Consider the following 14843-nt stretch of genomic DNA (forward strand, 5'->3'; position numbering starts at 1 on the left):
GTGGCTAGAAACCAGAATTAAACCAATGCTTCTTCAAGCGCGGCTTTGATGGTTGCTTCGTCGATGCCTTTGCCGATAAATACCAACTGAGTTTTCGGCTCATCGTTGCCCCATGGACGATCGAAATACACATCCAAACGCTTGCCTACCGCCTGCATTACCTGACGCATCGGCTTACCTGGAAGTGCCGCAAAACCTTTAGCACGGAAGATATTAAAGTCGCTTAGCAGACCTTTCAGAATAGCTTGCAGCTTGTCGCTATCCACTTCACCGATAGATATCACGAAAGAATCAAAGTGATCGTGGGCATGGTCGTGATCATGGCCGTGATCGTGGTGATGATCGTGGTGGTTGTGTACCGCTTCGATACGCTCTTCTGTAGCGCAGTCTAGACCCATCAGCATCTCAAGATCCGCTTCACCGTTGCTGATGTAAGAGGTCTTAACTTCAGCAGGCACTTTAGCATTTACAACCGCTTCAACCTGAGTGCGTTGCTCTTCTGCGAGTAGATCGTTTTTGCTCACTACAACCAGATCCGCAGCACTTAGCTGATCTTCCAGAAGCTCTTTCAAGCTTGGATCATGATCTAGGCTCTCATCCGCTAAACGCTGCTCTTGAACTTTAGCTTCGTCGTTAGCGAAACGACCCGCTGCAACCGCAGGACCGTCAATTACAGTGATGACCGCATCAACGGTGCAGTACTCTTTAATGCCCGGCCAGTTGAATGCCTGAACGAGTGGTTTAGGTAGCGCAAGACCACTGGTCTCAATCAGGATATGATCGATATCGTCACGACGCTCAACTAGCTGCTGCATAACTGGCAGGAACTCTTCTTCTACTGTGCAGCAGATACAGCCGTTCGCTAGCTCGTAGAAACCTTGTTCGCCCTGTGCACCACCTTCTGCTGCAGACTCATCTTCACAATCAAGAGGACAGCTACGTAGCAAGTCAGAGTCGATATCCAGCTCACCAAACTCATTTACAATCACGGCGATACGCTTGCCTGCCGCTTGTTTCAAAACACTAGATAGCAATGTTGTTTTACCGCTACCCAAAAAACCTGTTACTACCGTGGTTGGAATCTTATTCAGTTGCATAACTATTACTCTGTTGTCTCTTTAACAAGTTTTGCTTTGTGTTCTTTCTTGCGGAATACGTGGGCCTGATCCTTGTCGTACAGATAGGAATCGGCAAAATCATCGGTATCCAATACGTGACCGACCAGAATCAAAGACGTACGGGTAAAACCCTTTTCGCGAACTTTAGCGACAATATCACCCAAAGTTCCGGTCACTTTATCCTGATCAGGCCAAGAGCTGCGATAGCAAACCGCTACCGGGCAATCTTCGCCATAGTGTGGAATCAGCTCTTCAACAATCTTATGGATACGGGTGACACCCAGATGGATCGCCAAGGTGGCACCGCTTTGCGCTAGCTGAGGCAAACGCTCACGCTCAGGGAACGGCGTTTTACCTTCATAGCGGGTCATGATGATCGTTTGAGATACACCGGAGAGTGTTAGCTCTTTCTTCAGATAAGCGGCAGAGGCAGCCACCGCACTCACGCCCGGAATCACTTCATAATCGATCCCTTCGGCTTCTAGGCGGCGGATCTGTTCGCCGATAGCGCCATAAAGCGATGGATCACCACATTGAAGGCGGGCAACGTCCTTACCCTCTTTATGTGCTTGAACGATATGATCGGTAATCTGATCCAGATCGATCGTTGCGGTATCGATGATCTTCTCCGCTTTGCCTTCAACCGCTTCCAGTACTTCACGTGGAATCAGAGAACCGGCATAAAGCACCACTGGGCACTCTTGCAGTACACGATGACCTTTCAGGGTCATTAGCTCAGGATCACCCGGACCTGCACCGATAAAGTAGACTGTCATAATTAAATCCAATAATAGGAAGTTTTGTCTGTGGGAGCGGCTTCCAGCCGCGAAATTTCGGCGCAAGATGCGCCTCCCACAAATCTAATTCACCAAACCTAGTTACAACTTCTTTGAGTAACCGCGCGGGGTGTAGACCCACTCTTTTGAGCCATTGACGATATGGCGAGATTCGCTGTTACCGACACTTACTAGTGTGAACATATCCACATCTTTAGCATCCAGCTCACCTAAGGTAATAATACGGATCGACTCATCTTCACGAGTTAATTGGCGACCTAGTAACACTGGCGTTTCCGCAGGGCGATACTGCAGCAAGATGTCGCGGGCATGATTCAGCTGCCAATCGCGCTTTTTGGATACGGGGTTGTAGAAAGAGATTACAAAGTCACCGCTACCTGCACTGTGGATACGTTTCTCGATTGTTTCCCAAGGGGTTAACAGATCAGAAAGCGATACCGTACAGAAGTCATGGCCCAACATTGCACCAACGCGGCTGGCACCCGCCTGCATTGCCGAGATACCTGGGATCACTTCGATATCCACATCTAGCCATTCAGGATGATCTTCTTTGCCCTGTAACTGTTGATCCAGCAGCTCAAATACCAATGTCGCCATGGCATAGATACCGATATCGCCACTGGAGATCAGTGCGGTGGTTTTACCGCTTGCCGCCAGATCTAAAGCTAAACGCGCGCGACCGATCTCTTCGCCTAAAGGCAGATCATGGTGCTGTTTGTTATCACAAACATCGCCCAACAGATCTAGATAAAGACCGTACGCGACTAGATCGGAGCTTGCTTTGATCGCTTCCAAAGCTTTTGGCGCTACAAGCTGTTTATCACCCGGGCCTGTGCCCACTACAAATAGTTTTGACATTAAATTCTCTTTATTCGGCTATTTGCCTGAATAGCTTCTGGCAATTGCACAGGTAGCTTTCTTCGTTTTCTGTTTATTCAAGACCAGCTCAGGCTGTTGCCCAGTCTGCTGCTTGGCACTCAATAGGGCTGCTGATTCTGCTACGCCATAAACACCTACAGTGTTGAACACATACTCGGATCGAGTGCTCAGCAGCGGTTCCATCTCTGATAGCTGGTTTTTATCCCAAGTCTGATAAGGCTTATCGAGCTTTTTAGCCAACTCAATTAAGCCAACCTCGTCTGCTTTAATATCGATGCTGCTGATAGAACTCACTTGATCTAAGCTCAGGCCCGACTGTTGAAGACATTCCATTAGCAACCGTTCCAATTCATCCACAGGGCAACCACGTTCGCAGCCCATACCGACGCTATAAACTGGATTTAGGTAGCCATTGGCTGTGGTTATCACCGGCTGGGCATTTAATAGCTTCGAGACTTCTAAAGCCCAATTATTGGCTCCACCTTCGTGACCTGATAACAACGGAATTACAAACTGCCCCTGCTCATCAATCACCAGTACGGGCGGGTCTTGATATTTATCCTGTAGCACCGGTGCTAAACTGCGCATAACAATGCCAGTGGCACAGATAAAGATCAGTCGATCACCGTTTTTAAAAAAGCCCTGAACTTGCTCCGCAAAAGGTTGCGGTTTATACACCACATCGGCTTCAATCGAGGATCTAAGACGCTCAGCGAGGCTTTTTCCAGCCTCTGTAAGAGCGATGATCTTGGTTTGACGAGAAGCCATTAGCGGCTATTCCTCTCACTACGAGTAATCACAAACAACGAAAAGTAAGGGCCCGCTTCAGCTTCCAGCTCACTAATATCGTTCACAATACGTTGATTATCACGGCCGATATATTCCAAATACTGGGCATCTTCTGTGCGCCCGCTATCAGCCAGTAATTTAAGTAAACGAGGGCGTGCCTGACCCGCTTTCATAATCACCAGCGAATCATTTTGTTTAAGTGCGGCAAGAATCTGTTCGTCAGAATGACGACCATTAACCACTGCAAAGGACTCTTTCAGCATAGTGAGCGGATGAACTAGAGTGGCTGCGGCGGCATTTACCGAGGTAATGCCCGGTACAACTTCGCAGGTAAACCGATCTTGTAAACGTTCCAATAGATAACTGAATGAGCCGAAGAACAGAGGATCACCTTCACACAGGAAGATCACATCTAAGCCCTGCTCTAGTTGTTCAGCAATCGCCGCTGCGCCCTGATCATAAGCCTCATTCGCTTTGTTGCGATCCGTCGACATCGGCATATAGATAGGAATACCCGATTGCGCTGTTGTCGCTGAATAGATGGCATCGGAAGCGATATTCTTCGCTTGTGATTCGCCTTTATCATTCACCAGATAGCTGATCACATCAGCGCTCTGAATCAAACGCCAAGCTTTCACTGTTAATAACTCAGGATCACCTGGGCCAACGCCAACACCGATAAATCGGCCTTTCACCAGATTCATACAACATCTCCGGTTTTAACAAACTTAAACAAATTAACCGGTAAATTCGGTCGATACATCAACTGCCCTGCTAAAGTTTCACCACGACTTACGGCCACTTGGGTGGTTTCCAATTGGCTATCTTCGGCTAACGAGCGTTCTTGCCAGAACTGCATCAGTAGCTGTTTGGTATTTTCAGTGACCGCACTCGCCACCAGTACACCATCTTTAGGCAGTAAGGCCCATATTTCGGCAAGCAACTGTGGCAATTCACCATCGCTACCACCAATAAACACTTTGTTTGGCAAAGCGAGCCCTTCTAATGCTTCAGGCGCGCGCCCTTCAACAATATTAAGATTGCTTACCACGCCAAAACGCTGGCGGTTCGCTTCTAAGCAACTTAGGCGATCTGGGTGATGCTCTATCGCATTCACGGTCGCTAGCGGCTGCCAATAAGCAAGCTCAACGGCTACGCCACCACAACCCGCACCTATATCCCAAACCTGATCATCACGGCTTAACTGCATCAACGAGAGAATCGTAAGTCTGACCTCGCGTTTACTGATCATCCCTTTACCCGGTTTATCTGTATCAGTAATAAAGTGCTGATCAGGAATACCCGGAAACTCAGGTAGGTAACCTTGGTTTGAACCCGGTTCGATAAGGGTCAGATGCAGTGGATCAAACTCATGATCTGCTTCCAGTAACTCCGATGCAGAGAAACGGCGAATCTGCTCGTCTGGATAACCTAAGGTTTCCAATACGGTCAGCTGTGCTTGTGGAAAACCTGACTCAACACAGTGTTGAGCAAGCACCTGAGGATAACTTTTACTGTCCGTCAGGATCAGCAACGACTGATTCTGGCGTAAACGTGTTTTCAGCTTTTCGACCGGACGACCGTGCAGGCTTAATACTTCTAAGTCCTGCAGGGCCAGACCCAAACGGTGGCAGGCCATCTGTAAGCTCGATACCGCTGGATAGAATCTCAAATCTGACTGGGAAAAATAGCGGCTAAACCAACGACCAATGCCATAAAACAGTGGATCACCGGAGGCTAGAATCATCACTGATTTTTCTTCAGCAAGAACGCCCTCAACCAGTTTTTTCAGTTCAGCTAGTTTTGGCAGTTCCGTGGTAGCGTTATCTGATGGCATCAACTCTTTGATGGTCGCCAACTGACGCTCAGAACCGATCACCAGATCAACCTGTGCTAAAGCCTGCTGCGCATCCGAAGACAGTTCAGCCAGATGAGAAACACCTAAACCAACTACGTGGATCATTAATAATACTCCCCACGATTACAACGCAGCAGAGCATTACAACTGGCGGCTGATACAGCACTACCACCCTGACGACCCAGCAGCGTTATACATTCAATGTCCAGTTGCTCGTGAACATCCCACAATGCTTGTTTGGACTCAGCAGCACCGACAAAACCCACCGGCATACCGATAATCAACGCAGGTTTTTCTGCGCCCTTTTCGATCATCTCTAACAAACGAAACAATGCAGTAGGCGCATTGCCAATCACCACGACACTACCGGCCAAAGAATCACGCCATAGCTCTACCGCCGCCATAGAACGGGTCTCACCCGTTTGTTTTGCCAGTTCTGCAGTACGTGGGTCATTCAGATAACAGCTAGGTAAACGCTGAATCATGCGTTTAGTGATTCCCTGACGTACCATCTCGACATCACAGAGGATTTCGCACTCCTGAGACAGCGCAGCCATACCTGTTTCACAAGCATTTTTACTGAAACGCACCTGTTCCGCTAACTCAGGCATACCTAAGCTGTGCACAATACGCATCACAACTTGTTGCTGCTCGCGATCGAAGTGGCTTAGCTCCGTTAGCTCGCGAATCTGTCGAAAGCTATCTTTCTCTATCGCCTGTGGATTAATTTCGTACTCAAACGCCACGCTGTTTCTTACCTACTATCATCTAGACTCGTTAACTAGTGTTCTGACGGCTTCTACACAGCCGTCTATCTCTCGGAATATCCGATCCGCTTCAGGAAGTTCTGGGCGCTCTAACATAAACACATCTACGCCCAACTCTCTGGCAGCACTCAACTTGGCTTCTGTTGCTGCGCCGCCACTATTTTTACTGATCAGCAGATCAATCTGATGATGCGCTAACAGTGCCTTTTCATCCTGATGATTAAACGGCCCAATCGCTTTTAACCATTGCATGCTTTCCGGTAATTCAGCTTGCGCAGGTGCAGCTGTGCGGAACACCTGCGTCTGACCATTACGTTGTGCATAAACGCCAAACTGATCGATCACCGCTTGGGATAACTGCCCCGCCGTCAAAAGCACCGACTTATAGCTTTCTGCTGCCGCAACCAGTGATTGCATATCAGCAAAGCTACGCCACTTATCACCCTGCTGCGCTTGCCATGCTTCGCGATGGAAACGCCAGCATTCAATTCCAAGCTGTTTAGCGGCATTCACCGCAGTAGTGCTCATCGTTTCGGCAAAGGGATGGGTCACATCTAGAAGAAGACCGATCTGCTCCTCTTTTAGATAAGTATCCAATCCACCGTATTGGCTAAAACCACCTGAGATTACTTCGCAAGGTAGCTGCGGAATTCTCACCAAGCCAGCCACGCTATAGATCACGCGGTTATCACCTAATAGTCCTTGCTGATCTAGGCCTTTAACCACTTTGCGCGCATCTGAGGTGCCTCCAAGAATCAGGATATTCACTGCTGTTCTCCATTCAGGCTACCCGATGTATCTCGGTTAGAAGCTTTACCTTGAGCATGCCCGACAAAGTTGCCTTTTCGATCCGTGGCCCACACTTCGATCTCTACTTGAGGTTGAGTTTTATGCACAACCTCTTCTGCAACCAGCAACGCCTGTGTACAAACCGCTTGTGCCAGATCGATCTCGGCTTCCTGACACAGTTTCAGTACTTCCATACTGGTATTTGCGTTGTGGATCTTCTCCAACAACGGTGCATTAGCACCCAGCTTCTCAGCCAACATCGCCATATGTTGAAAATCGATGCTGGAGCTGCGGCTATTCAGATCCATATGACCGTTCGCTAGTTTGGTCATCTTGCCAAAGCCGCCACAAATACTGAGCTTCTCTACAGGCTCTTTACGTAGATGCTTAAGTAAAGCGCCAACAAAGTCGCCCATCTCAATCAGGGCCATATCATCCAAGTTGTAGTGCGCTTTAATAGCAGCTTCACTGGTACTGCCGGTCGTTGCTGCCAAGTGTTTAGTTCCGTTGGCTTTGGCAACATCCACCCCTTGGCGGATAGAGGCGATATAAGCAGCACAAGAGTATGGCCGGACAATCCCTGTTGTCCCTAAAATCGATAAACCACCGATAATGCCAAGGCGTGGATTCATAGTTTTAAGGGCAATCTGTTCGCCCTTTTCTACGCCCACAGCAACCTCAAAACCACCTTCGTAGCCATAAACATCAGCGGCTTTTTGTAGATGCTCAGTCATCATCTTGCGTGGTACCGGGTTGATCGCAGGCTCACCTACATCAAGTACCAAACCTTCGCGCGTCACTGTGCCCACGCCTTCTGCGGGTTTAAATGCTACACCCGCTTCTTTAGTCAATCGAAGCTCAACAAAGACCGTTGCACCATGGGTGACATCAGGATCATCACCGGCATCTTTAATGGTTGCGGTTCTAATACCCTGCTCATTTTCTAACTGTTGATAAGCGATAATCTCCAGCTCTACCAACTGCCCGCGAGGCAACAAGACTTCTACATTTTCTGGCTCTTTGCCTGCTAACAACGCTTGAGATGCAGCTACACAACATGCAGTCGCACAGCAACCGGTGGTTAAACCGCTGCGCAACTCTGGCTGTTGATTTTCGCTACTCTCAGGCCACACGTTCTTATATTTCCTCTAAATTACCGCTAAAAATTGCGGCGATCGCTTCTGGGTTCGACGCAAAAAACAGATGTAGATAACTCGCCGTTAAACCTTTCTCTCGGTAGATCGCTTCGCCCGGTGCTGGGTGACGCTGACGACGACCATGTCCTACCGGTTCCGGTGTATCAGAACTACGCGAACGGTGATGAGCATGTGCCTGAACCTCACCTTCAGGTAACATCGCCGTTTGCATCCCTTGGCAACCGCGTTTACCGCGCATAGCCCCATGGCCTTTGAGAATTCCAGTCATAGGACGGCAGTTATCTTCTAGATCGGTAAGATCTTCAAGGCAGTAGAGGAAGCCGCCGCACTCAGCCAAAATCGGTTTGCCCGCTGAGTGGAACTCACGGATCTGCGCCTGCATGGTTTGGTTGTCAGATAGCGCCTGTGCATGCAGTTCTGGATATCCACCCGGTAACCATAAGCTATCAGCTTCTGGTAGTTCCTTATCATGTAGAGGCGAGAAGAACTTAAGCTCTGCTCCCATCTGCTCTAGTAAACGTAGATTGGCATCGTAGATAAAACTAAACGCTTCATCCTTAGCGATCGCTATGCGCTTACCTTCCAGCAGCGGTTCAACCTCAGGTATTTCTGCGCTGAAGAACTCTACTGGTTCAGGCAGGTTAGTAATCTGATTAATGTTTTCTAGCGGGCCTCTAATCCACTCGGCACCCAAACCAAAACGCTGCTCTAACTCGTCATAAACTTCTGCGGCCTGCACTAAACCTAAATGGCGTTCCGGTAAGGCAACCTCTGGGTCACGCGCCAATGTAGCTAGCAGAGGTAAAGATTCAGGCAGTGCATCACAAATCAATTGAGCATGACGCTCGGTGCCACAGTTATTGGCAATTAAACCGGCAACCGAAATATCAGAACGATAGTTAGCTAAGCCCATCGCAATCGCTGCAGCAGTCTGTGCCATCCCTTTTACATTCATAACGATCGCAACAGGGATATTAAAACGCGCTGCTAAGTCTGCACTGGAAGGTTCGCCATCAAACATGCCCATAGCGCCTTCAACCAAAATCAGATCGGCGGTTTTTGCTGCCTCATAGAGCTTTTGCTGGCAGTAGTTTTCGCCGGCCATCCATAGATCTAGCTGCTCGACATCCTGACCACTCGCCTGCGCTAAGATCTGCGGATCAAGATAGTCCGGGCCGGTTTTAAATACACGAACCACTTTACCCTGATCACGGAAATAACGTGCCAGTGCTGCTGTAATCGTGGTTTTACCTTCACCCGAGCTTGGTGCTGTTAGAAACAGTGCGGGGCAAAGTACAGATTGCTGTTCGGCCATTAGAATTCGATCCCAGCCTGCGCTTTAACACCAAGACGGAATGCATGACGCTCATCGCGAATACTGCTGATCGTATCAGCGATCTCTTCTAGACCTTCAGGCATAACACGACCGGTAATCATAACGTTCTGATTCTTCGGGCGATTTTGTAAGGCTTCGATAACCGGCTCTAACGGCAAATATTTGTATTTGAACATATAGCTAAGCTCATCAAATACCAGCATTTCATAGCTATCATCTTTAAGGTATTGCTCAGCTAGGGCCCAGGCTTTCTTCGCTGCCTCAATATCTTGAATTTTATCCTGCGTTTCCCAGGTAAAGCCATGGCCCATGACATTCCAGTCGATCAGCTCATGATCACGGAACAGCTTATATTCACCGGTCTCAGTACGACCTTTTACAAACTGGATAACCGCCGCTTTTTTTCCATGGCCGACACAACGTGCCATAGTGCCAAACGCAGAACTACTCTTACCTTTGCCGTTACCTTTCAGCAGGATAAGTACACCGCGCTCTTCAGTGGCTTGGGCGATACGCTTATCGATCACCTCTTTCTTTTTCGCCATGCGTTCCTGATGCGTTTTCATATCGGGTTCTTATGCTCCAGATAAAGATAGGTAAGTTGCATTTAATTCATTAGCGAAACGACGGCCTTTGCCGCGTTTCACTTGGCTGAGTTCGGTATCGATCCAGATCAAATCGCCACCTAAATCAATGCCATTTAAAGAGCTACTGCTGCGACCATCGCTTAATACATAGATAGCGACATCAAGCTCGGGCTGTTGTTTGCGCAGCTGCTGTAGATAAGTTCGCGCTTCAACAAAAGCTTCGCGCATAGGTGTGCCACCACCGGCACCCAGTTGATCTAACCAACTACGCAGCTCTTTAGGTGCTCTAATTCTAGAAAGCAGGTTTTTAACCTCGGTATTACCAAATCCAAACAGAGCAATCTGTTCACGATTCAAATACGCATTCTCTGAGATCTGCAGCACAGCAGCTTTTGCATAAGCAAAACCTTGTGCCTGCAAAGTGGAAGCTGAAGTATCCAACAAGACCAAGTGTAAACGATCTGCACTCTTGCCCTGCTTCTTAAACTGCAGCGCCTTCGGTGGCCAGTTAGGCAGGCTGCTCATTAAAGTCTTAAACCAGTCAGGACGACTGCTCAGTTCTGATGTTTGCTTAATGCCCTGCTTCTCGTGGTTGTGAGTCATCAGATCAGGAAGCTCTAGTGCAGTTTTCTCAGCCGTCTTCTGTTGTTGCGGCTTCATAGCCCCCCACTCACCTTCACCGGACTGTGGGCGATGACTATCGTCAGGGCGTTTAAAGCCTTGCTGATCTTGCTTAGGAGGTGTTGGCGGTTGCTGCGGAGGATTCTGCTCAGGCAAGACCTTACGGCGATGCGCTAAAACTAACTCTTCCACTGCATCGATATTCTGTAATGTTACTTCCGCTTGCTGATTCAGCGCCGCATGAGTTAACGCTGCTCGGTACCACACGATATCAGCACGCAGGCCATCAACCTGTGCTTGAGCACATCGCTCAGCAATATCTAAACGTAGCTCATCAGAACAAGTGACTGTTTGTAGCTTTTCACGAGCTGCCAAAATCTGATCAACCAGTTCAGTTTGCTGATCTGCATATTCAGCAATAAAGGCTTCAGGATTGCGATCAAACTGCTCGCGACGTTTTACAATCTCGACCCTCTCAAGCGGCGCATACTGGTTACTTAGATTTACCGAGAAACCAAAGCGATCATGCAACTGTGGGCGCAACTCCCCCTCATCGGGGTTCATTGTGCCAACCAATAGAAACTCAGAGCGGTGGCTATGGCTTATACCATCACGCTCTACGCGGTTTACGCCAGAGGTAGAAACATCTAACAATAGATCAACAAGGTTATCGGGTAGTAGGTTCACCTCATCCACATAGAGCACCCCACCGTGGGCTTTGCTCAATAGACCAGGGCTGAACTGCATCTTCTTATCGTTCAACACCTGCTCTAGATCCAGCGTACCCAACAGCATCTCTTCGCTTGCACCTAACGGTAGCGTCACGAACTCAGCCGCGACTAGATCATCCCCTTCCGCTTGAAGGTGATCGGGCAAAAGATCCGCCATACCGCGCGCTAGCGTAGACTTAGCACTACCACGAGGTCCACTGATCACCACCCCACCGATAGCTGGGTTGATCGCTGTAAGTATCAAAGCAAGCTTAAACTGCGCCTGCCCGCATACTGCTGTAAATGGAAAATGAGGCTTACTCATTCTGCTACCTTTAAGTTCCAGACTTCGCTGGAATGACTAAATTTGTTCTAAAGCTCATCGTACGCTGAGTATAGATGTTCGAGTACAAGGCAAATTTTTTCGAAAGAGCGGAGTCAGTGTGCCCCTTCGGGTATTACTGGTGTAAAGATTCACTCCGTTCACCCTAAAGGGCCGCTCTTTGAGCGTTGTGGCAGAAACTGCCGCTGAGCACTCAAGAAAAAATTTAACGCCGTAATCGGGCATCTAGGCCAGCGTACTATTGTTTTGGCCAATGTGCGTGATGTTCGTCGATAACAAATTTGTGTTTATGCTTCTGCTTCGGATGATAATGGGGATGCACATGTGGCTCTGGCCCCTCCCATCCTTCGTGTTCATGCTGATGATGTTCATCATGTACATGTGGATGAAGATGGTCCATCTCTGGATGCTCATGCCATAGATCATGCTGATCATCTTTCTTCCAAACCAACATTGCCGCAATCAACGCTACTGCGGCCAGCGCAGCTAAACCAAGAAAAGCACCGTCCATACCCAATCGGCTACCTAGCCATCCAGCAAGCAGATAACCTAACAACCACATACCGTGAGTCAGGGCGAAATTCGCTGAGAAGTAATCGTTTCGATCACTCTCTTGGCATGAGTTTCTGACTACTCGCCCGGTTGGTATAAGGATCAAACTTGTACCGACACCAATCACAAACCAGATTGGAAATAATCCCCAATACCCTGGACCGCTTAGCCCTGCTAACAGAACAACAACCAACAACCCTGCACCTATAAACATCACAGGGCGATCATGAACACTCTCAAGCAGTTTAGGCAATATAAACGCGGCTATCATTGAGCCTACGCCTGCTGAAAGCATCAGCAAAGGCACCTGTTCTTCGGATAAACCCAACACTGCACGTACATAAACAACCGTGTTTACGATGATCATCGCGCCTGCTGCAGAAAGCGCTAGATTGAGCAACAACACCGCCTGTAAGCGCGGCGTTTTAAGATAACTACGCACTCCAAAGCTAACCTTTTTCCAAACCCCACCGCTGCGATCGCTTACTGTATTAGCTGGAACAACCGCTAGTAGAAGAAACAACGCTGCGATAACAAAACCAACGGCATTCAACTCGAACAACAAGGCATAGCTAGTAAACAACAGTAAGAAAGCCGCTAATGCTGGGCTTAATAAGCTTTCCATCTCCATCGCTAAACGCGATAAAGATAGCGCTCGGGTATATTCTTTTTCATCGGGCAATACATCGGGCAATAACGCCTGATAGACTGGGGTGTAACCTGCGGCCATCGCATTCAGCAGAAACATCAACAGAAACAGCTGCCACGCTTCCTGACAGAACGGCATTAAAGCCACCAGCGCTGCTCGACCAATATTCAACCCTGCCAACCACCTCTTTCGTGGTAACTGACTGGCATAACCACCCACAACGGGCGCTACACAAAGGTAAGCGACCATTTTGATTGCTAGAGCTACACCCAATACCCAGCCAGCATCACTAGGATTTAGATCAAACGCCAATAGTGCCAAAGCAACCGTAGTCAGCCCTGTACCCACCAGCGAAACTAATTGACCAAGAAATAGCCAACGAAACGCAGGATTACTAAGGGGCTGAAAAATTTCCATTAAGCGCTTTCCAACTGCGGTTCAGCAACAGTTACAGCATTAAGTTTTGCATCTTTTAATCGCACTTCGCGAGTAGCCAGCTGGGCAATAAATTCTGAATCATGGGAGATGATGATCATTGCTTGCGGTAAGCCAAGCAGCGTATCGATCAGCCTTTGACGCGCTTCAGTATCTAAGGCATTACTCGGCTCATCCAGCAATAACACTTCAGGCTCCATCGCTAATACCGAAGCCAGCGTGATCATGCGCTTTTCACCACCCGATAGCTGGTGAGTTATACGCTCTTCAAAGCCTTCCATTCCTAACGAAGCTAAAGTATCGCTCGCAATCTTCAACGCTTCTTCACGGCTTTTGCCAAGGTTGAGTGGACCGAATGCTACATCTTCCAGAACCGTTGGGCAGAACAACTGATCATCTGGATCTTGAAATAGGAAGCCCGCGCGCGCACGAACATCGATGAATTGCTTTTCTTCACTGCGGGTTTCGCCAAACGCCCAAATCTCTCCGGCTTTAGCTTTCTTTAAGCCCACCAATAGATGTAATAAGGTTGTTTTACCCGCACCATTTGGGCCAGTTAATGCGACCCTTTCGCCTGCATTAAGAGTAAAATCGACGTTATCTAAAACCACTCCACGACGTGGGTAACGATAACTCAAACCGGTTACTTTAATTAGTGTGTTTTGTTCACTCATAAGAAATTCAATCCGGTTAGAATGCAAAGGAAAGGCACAAATACCGCTAAGAAGCGGTAATCTTCACTGCCTAAGCGCATATCATCAAACAGGTAAAACTGGCCTTTGTAACCACGGCACTTCATTGCATCCATAATCCGCTCTGAACGCTCTAACGAATGCACGAGCAACATGCCAATTAGATAACCAATCGAACGCCAGGTATGCATATCAGTGCGAAGTACAAAGGCTCGAGCCTGCATCGCTCTGCGCATCCGTTTGTACTCTTGGCCGATCACTTCAAGATAGCGCACAGTAAATAACATGAGATGTACTAGTTTATCGGGTACCCGAAGATGCGCTAATGCATGCCCTAGCGTGGTAGCGCTGATCGTGCCTACTAAAGCAAGCAGCGCTAATACCACAGCATGGGCCTTCAATAGAATCATGAGAGCATGAAAGAAACCCTCTTTACTCGCCGATAAACCAAACAGAGTAAACCAAGTTTCGCCGGGGGTGGTGAAAGGCAGCAGGATGATCAAGAAGATCATAAACATATCCATCGCGATCACACGACGAAGAGTACGTTTAACATTTAACTGCGCGAGCACCGCCAACATAAAGCCAGCGATAACGGCTGTTGTTAAAACAAAAAAGTTGTGCGAAAGCACTGTCGCAAACGCAAACAGTGTCACTAAGATAACGCGCATGCGCGGGTCAAGGCGATCAATCAACGATTGATCATGCTTAACCTTCTGCCCCTTCCATGAGGTGCCGCTATGCTCAAGAAACTGAGGCATGTT

General features: G+C 48.3%; 15 protein-coding genes. All 15 read right to left on the bottom strand.

Going from position 1 to position 14843, the window contains the following annotated elements; genetic code table 11:
• Window positions 1–17 precede the first annotated feature (17 nt).
• The 15 genes from cobW to cbiQ all read right to left on the bottom strand — a co-directional run bounded on the left by cobW (window position 18) and on the right by cbiQ (window position 14840).
• On the bottom strand, window positions 18–1097 hold the full coding sequence (gene cobW, locus ACMXYT_RS11685) for a cobalamin biosynthesis protein CobW (RefSeq protein WP_415898816.1): 1080 nt from the start codon (window positions 1095–1097) through the stop codon (window positions 18–20).
• A gap of 5 nt (window positions 1098–1102) precedes the next feature.
• Window positions 1103–1894, bottom strand: coding sequence for a precorrin-4 C(11)-methyltransferase (gene cobM / locus ACMXYT_RS11690; RefSeq protein ID WP_415898817.1), 792 nt, complete (start codon window positions 1892–1894; stop codon window positions 1103–1105).
• A gap of 102 nt (window positions 1895–1996) precedes the next feature.
• Window positions 1997–2773: a precorrin-3B C(17)-methyltransferase gene (gene cobJ, locus ACMXYT_RS11695; RefSeq protein ID WP_415898818.1), complete on the bottom strand. Its 777-nt coding sequence runs from the start codon at window positions 2771–2773 to the stop codon at window positions 1997–1999.
• Between the two features lie 18 nt (window positions 2774–2791).
• Window positions 2792–3562 carry a cobalt-precorrin 5A hydrolase gene (locus tag ACMXYT_RS11700; RefSeq protein WP_415898819.1) on the bottom strand — a complete coding sequence of 257 codons (771 nt, stop codon included), beginning with the start codon at window positions 3560–3562 and terminating at the stop codon, window positions 2792–2794.
• Window positions 3562–4287 carry a precorrin-2 C(20)-methyltransferase gene (gene cobI, locus ACMXYT_RS11705; RefSeq protein WP_415898820.1) on the bottom strand — a complete coding sequence of 242 codons (726 nt, stop codon included), beginning with the start codon at window positions 4285–4287 and terminating at the stop codon, window positions 3562–3564. The genes ACMXYT_RS11700 and cobI overlap by 1 nt, the downstream gene beginning before the upstream one ends.
• Window positions 4284–5546, bottom strand: coding sequence for a precorrin-6y C5,15-methyltransferase (decarboxylating) subunit CbiE (gene cbiE, locus ACMXYT_RS11710; protein WP_415898821.1), 1263 nt, complete (start codon window positions 5544–5546; stop codon window positions 4284–4286). Before cbiE ends, cobI begins: the two co-directional genes overlap by 4 nt.
• Window positions 5546–6187, bottom strand: a complete 642-nt coding sequence (locus ACMXYT_RS11715) for a precorrin-8X methylmutase (RefSeq protein ID WP_415898822.1) — start codon at window positions 6185–6187, stop codon at window positions 5546–5548. Before ACMXYT_RS11715 ends, cbiE begins: the two co-directional genes overlap by 1 nt.
• A gap of 18 nt (window positions 6188–6205) precedes the next feature.
• A complete protein-coding gene (locus ACMXYT_RS11720; protein WP_415898823.1) occupies window positions 6206–6976 on the bottom strand; it encodes a precorrin-6A/cobalt-precorrin-6A reductase in 771 nt (256 codons plus the stop codon).
• On the bottom strand, window positions 6973–8130 hold the full coding sequence (locus tag ACMXYT_RS11725; RefSeq protein WP_415898824.1) for a cobalt-precorrin-5B (C(1))-methyltransferase: 1158 nt from the start codon (window positions 8128–8130) through the stop codon (window positions 6973–6975). Before ACMXYT_RS11725 ends, ACMXYT_RS11720 begins: the two co-directional genes overlap by 4 nt.
• Before the next feature lie 4 nt (window positions 8131–8134).
• Complete coding sequence (locus tag ACMXYT_RS11730; protein WP_415898825.1) at window positions 8135–9469, bottom strand: cobyrinate a,c-diamide synthase; 1335 nt, start codon at window positions 9467–9469, stop codon at window positions 8135–8137.
• Window positions 9469–10056: a cob(I)yrinic acid a,c-diamide adenosyltransferase gene (gene cobO, locus ACMXYT_RS11735; RefSeq protein ID WP_415898826.1), complete on the bottom strand. Its 588-nt coding sequence runs from the start codon at window positions 10054–10056 to the stop codon at window positions 9469–9471. The genes ACMXYT_RS11730 and cobO overlap by 1 nt, the downstream gene beginning before the upstream one ends.
• 9 nt (window positions 10057–10065) lie before the next feature.
• The gene (locus tag ACMXYT_RS11740; RefSeq protein WP_415898827.1) at window positions 10066–11733 is read right to left on the bottom strand and encodes an ATP-binding protein; all 1668 of its coding nucleotides are present in this window, start codon (window positions 11731–11733) and stop codon (window positions 10066–10068) included.
• Between the two features lie 256 nt (window positions 11734–11989).
• Window positions 11990–13369 (bottom strand): MFS transporter, encoded by a 1380-nt coding sequence (locus ACMXYT_RS11745; protein WP_415898828.1) that lies wholly within the window; start codon window positions 13367–13369, stop codon window positions 11990–11992.
• Complete coding sequence (locus ACMXYT_RS11750; RefSeq protein ID WP_415898829.1) at window positions 13369–14061, bottom strand: energy-coupling factor ABC transporter ATP-binding protein; 693 nt, start codon at window positions 14059–14061, stop codon at window positions 13369–13371. The genes ACMXYT_RS11745 and ACMXYT_RS11750 overlap by 1 nt, the downstream gene beginning before the upstream one ends.
• Entirely contained in the window at window positions 14058–14840 is a 783-nt protein-coding gene (cbiQ, locus tag ACMXYT_RS11755; protein WP_415885345.1) for a cobalt ECF transporter T component CbiQ, read from the bottom strand. Before cbiQ ends, ACMXYT_RS11750 begins: the two co-directional genes overlap by 4 nt.
• Window positions 14841–14843: the final 3 nt, after the last annotated feature.

Origin of the sequence: Neptuniibacter sp. QD37_11, assembly GCF_047778105.1 — a bacterium.
Classification (GTDB): Bacteria; Pseudomonadota; Gammaproteobacteria; order Pseudomonadales; family Balneatricaceae; genus Neptuniibacter.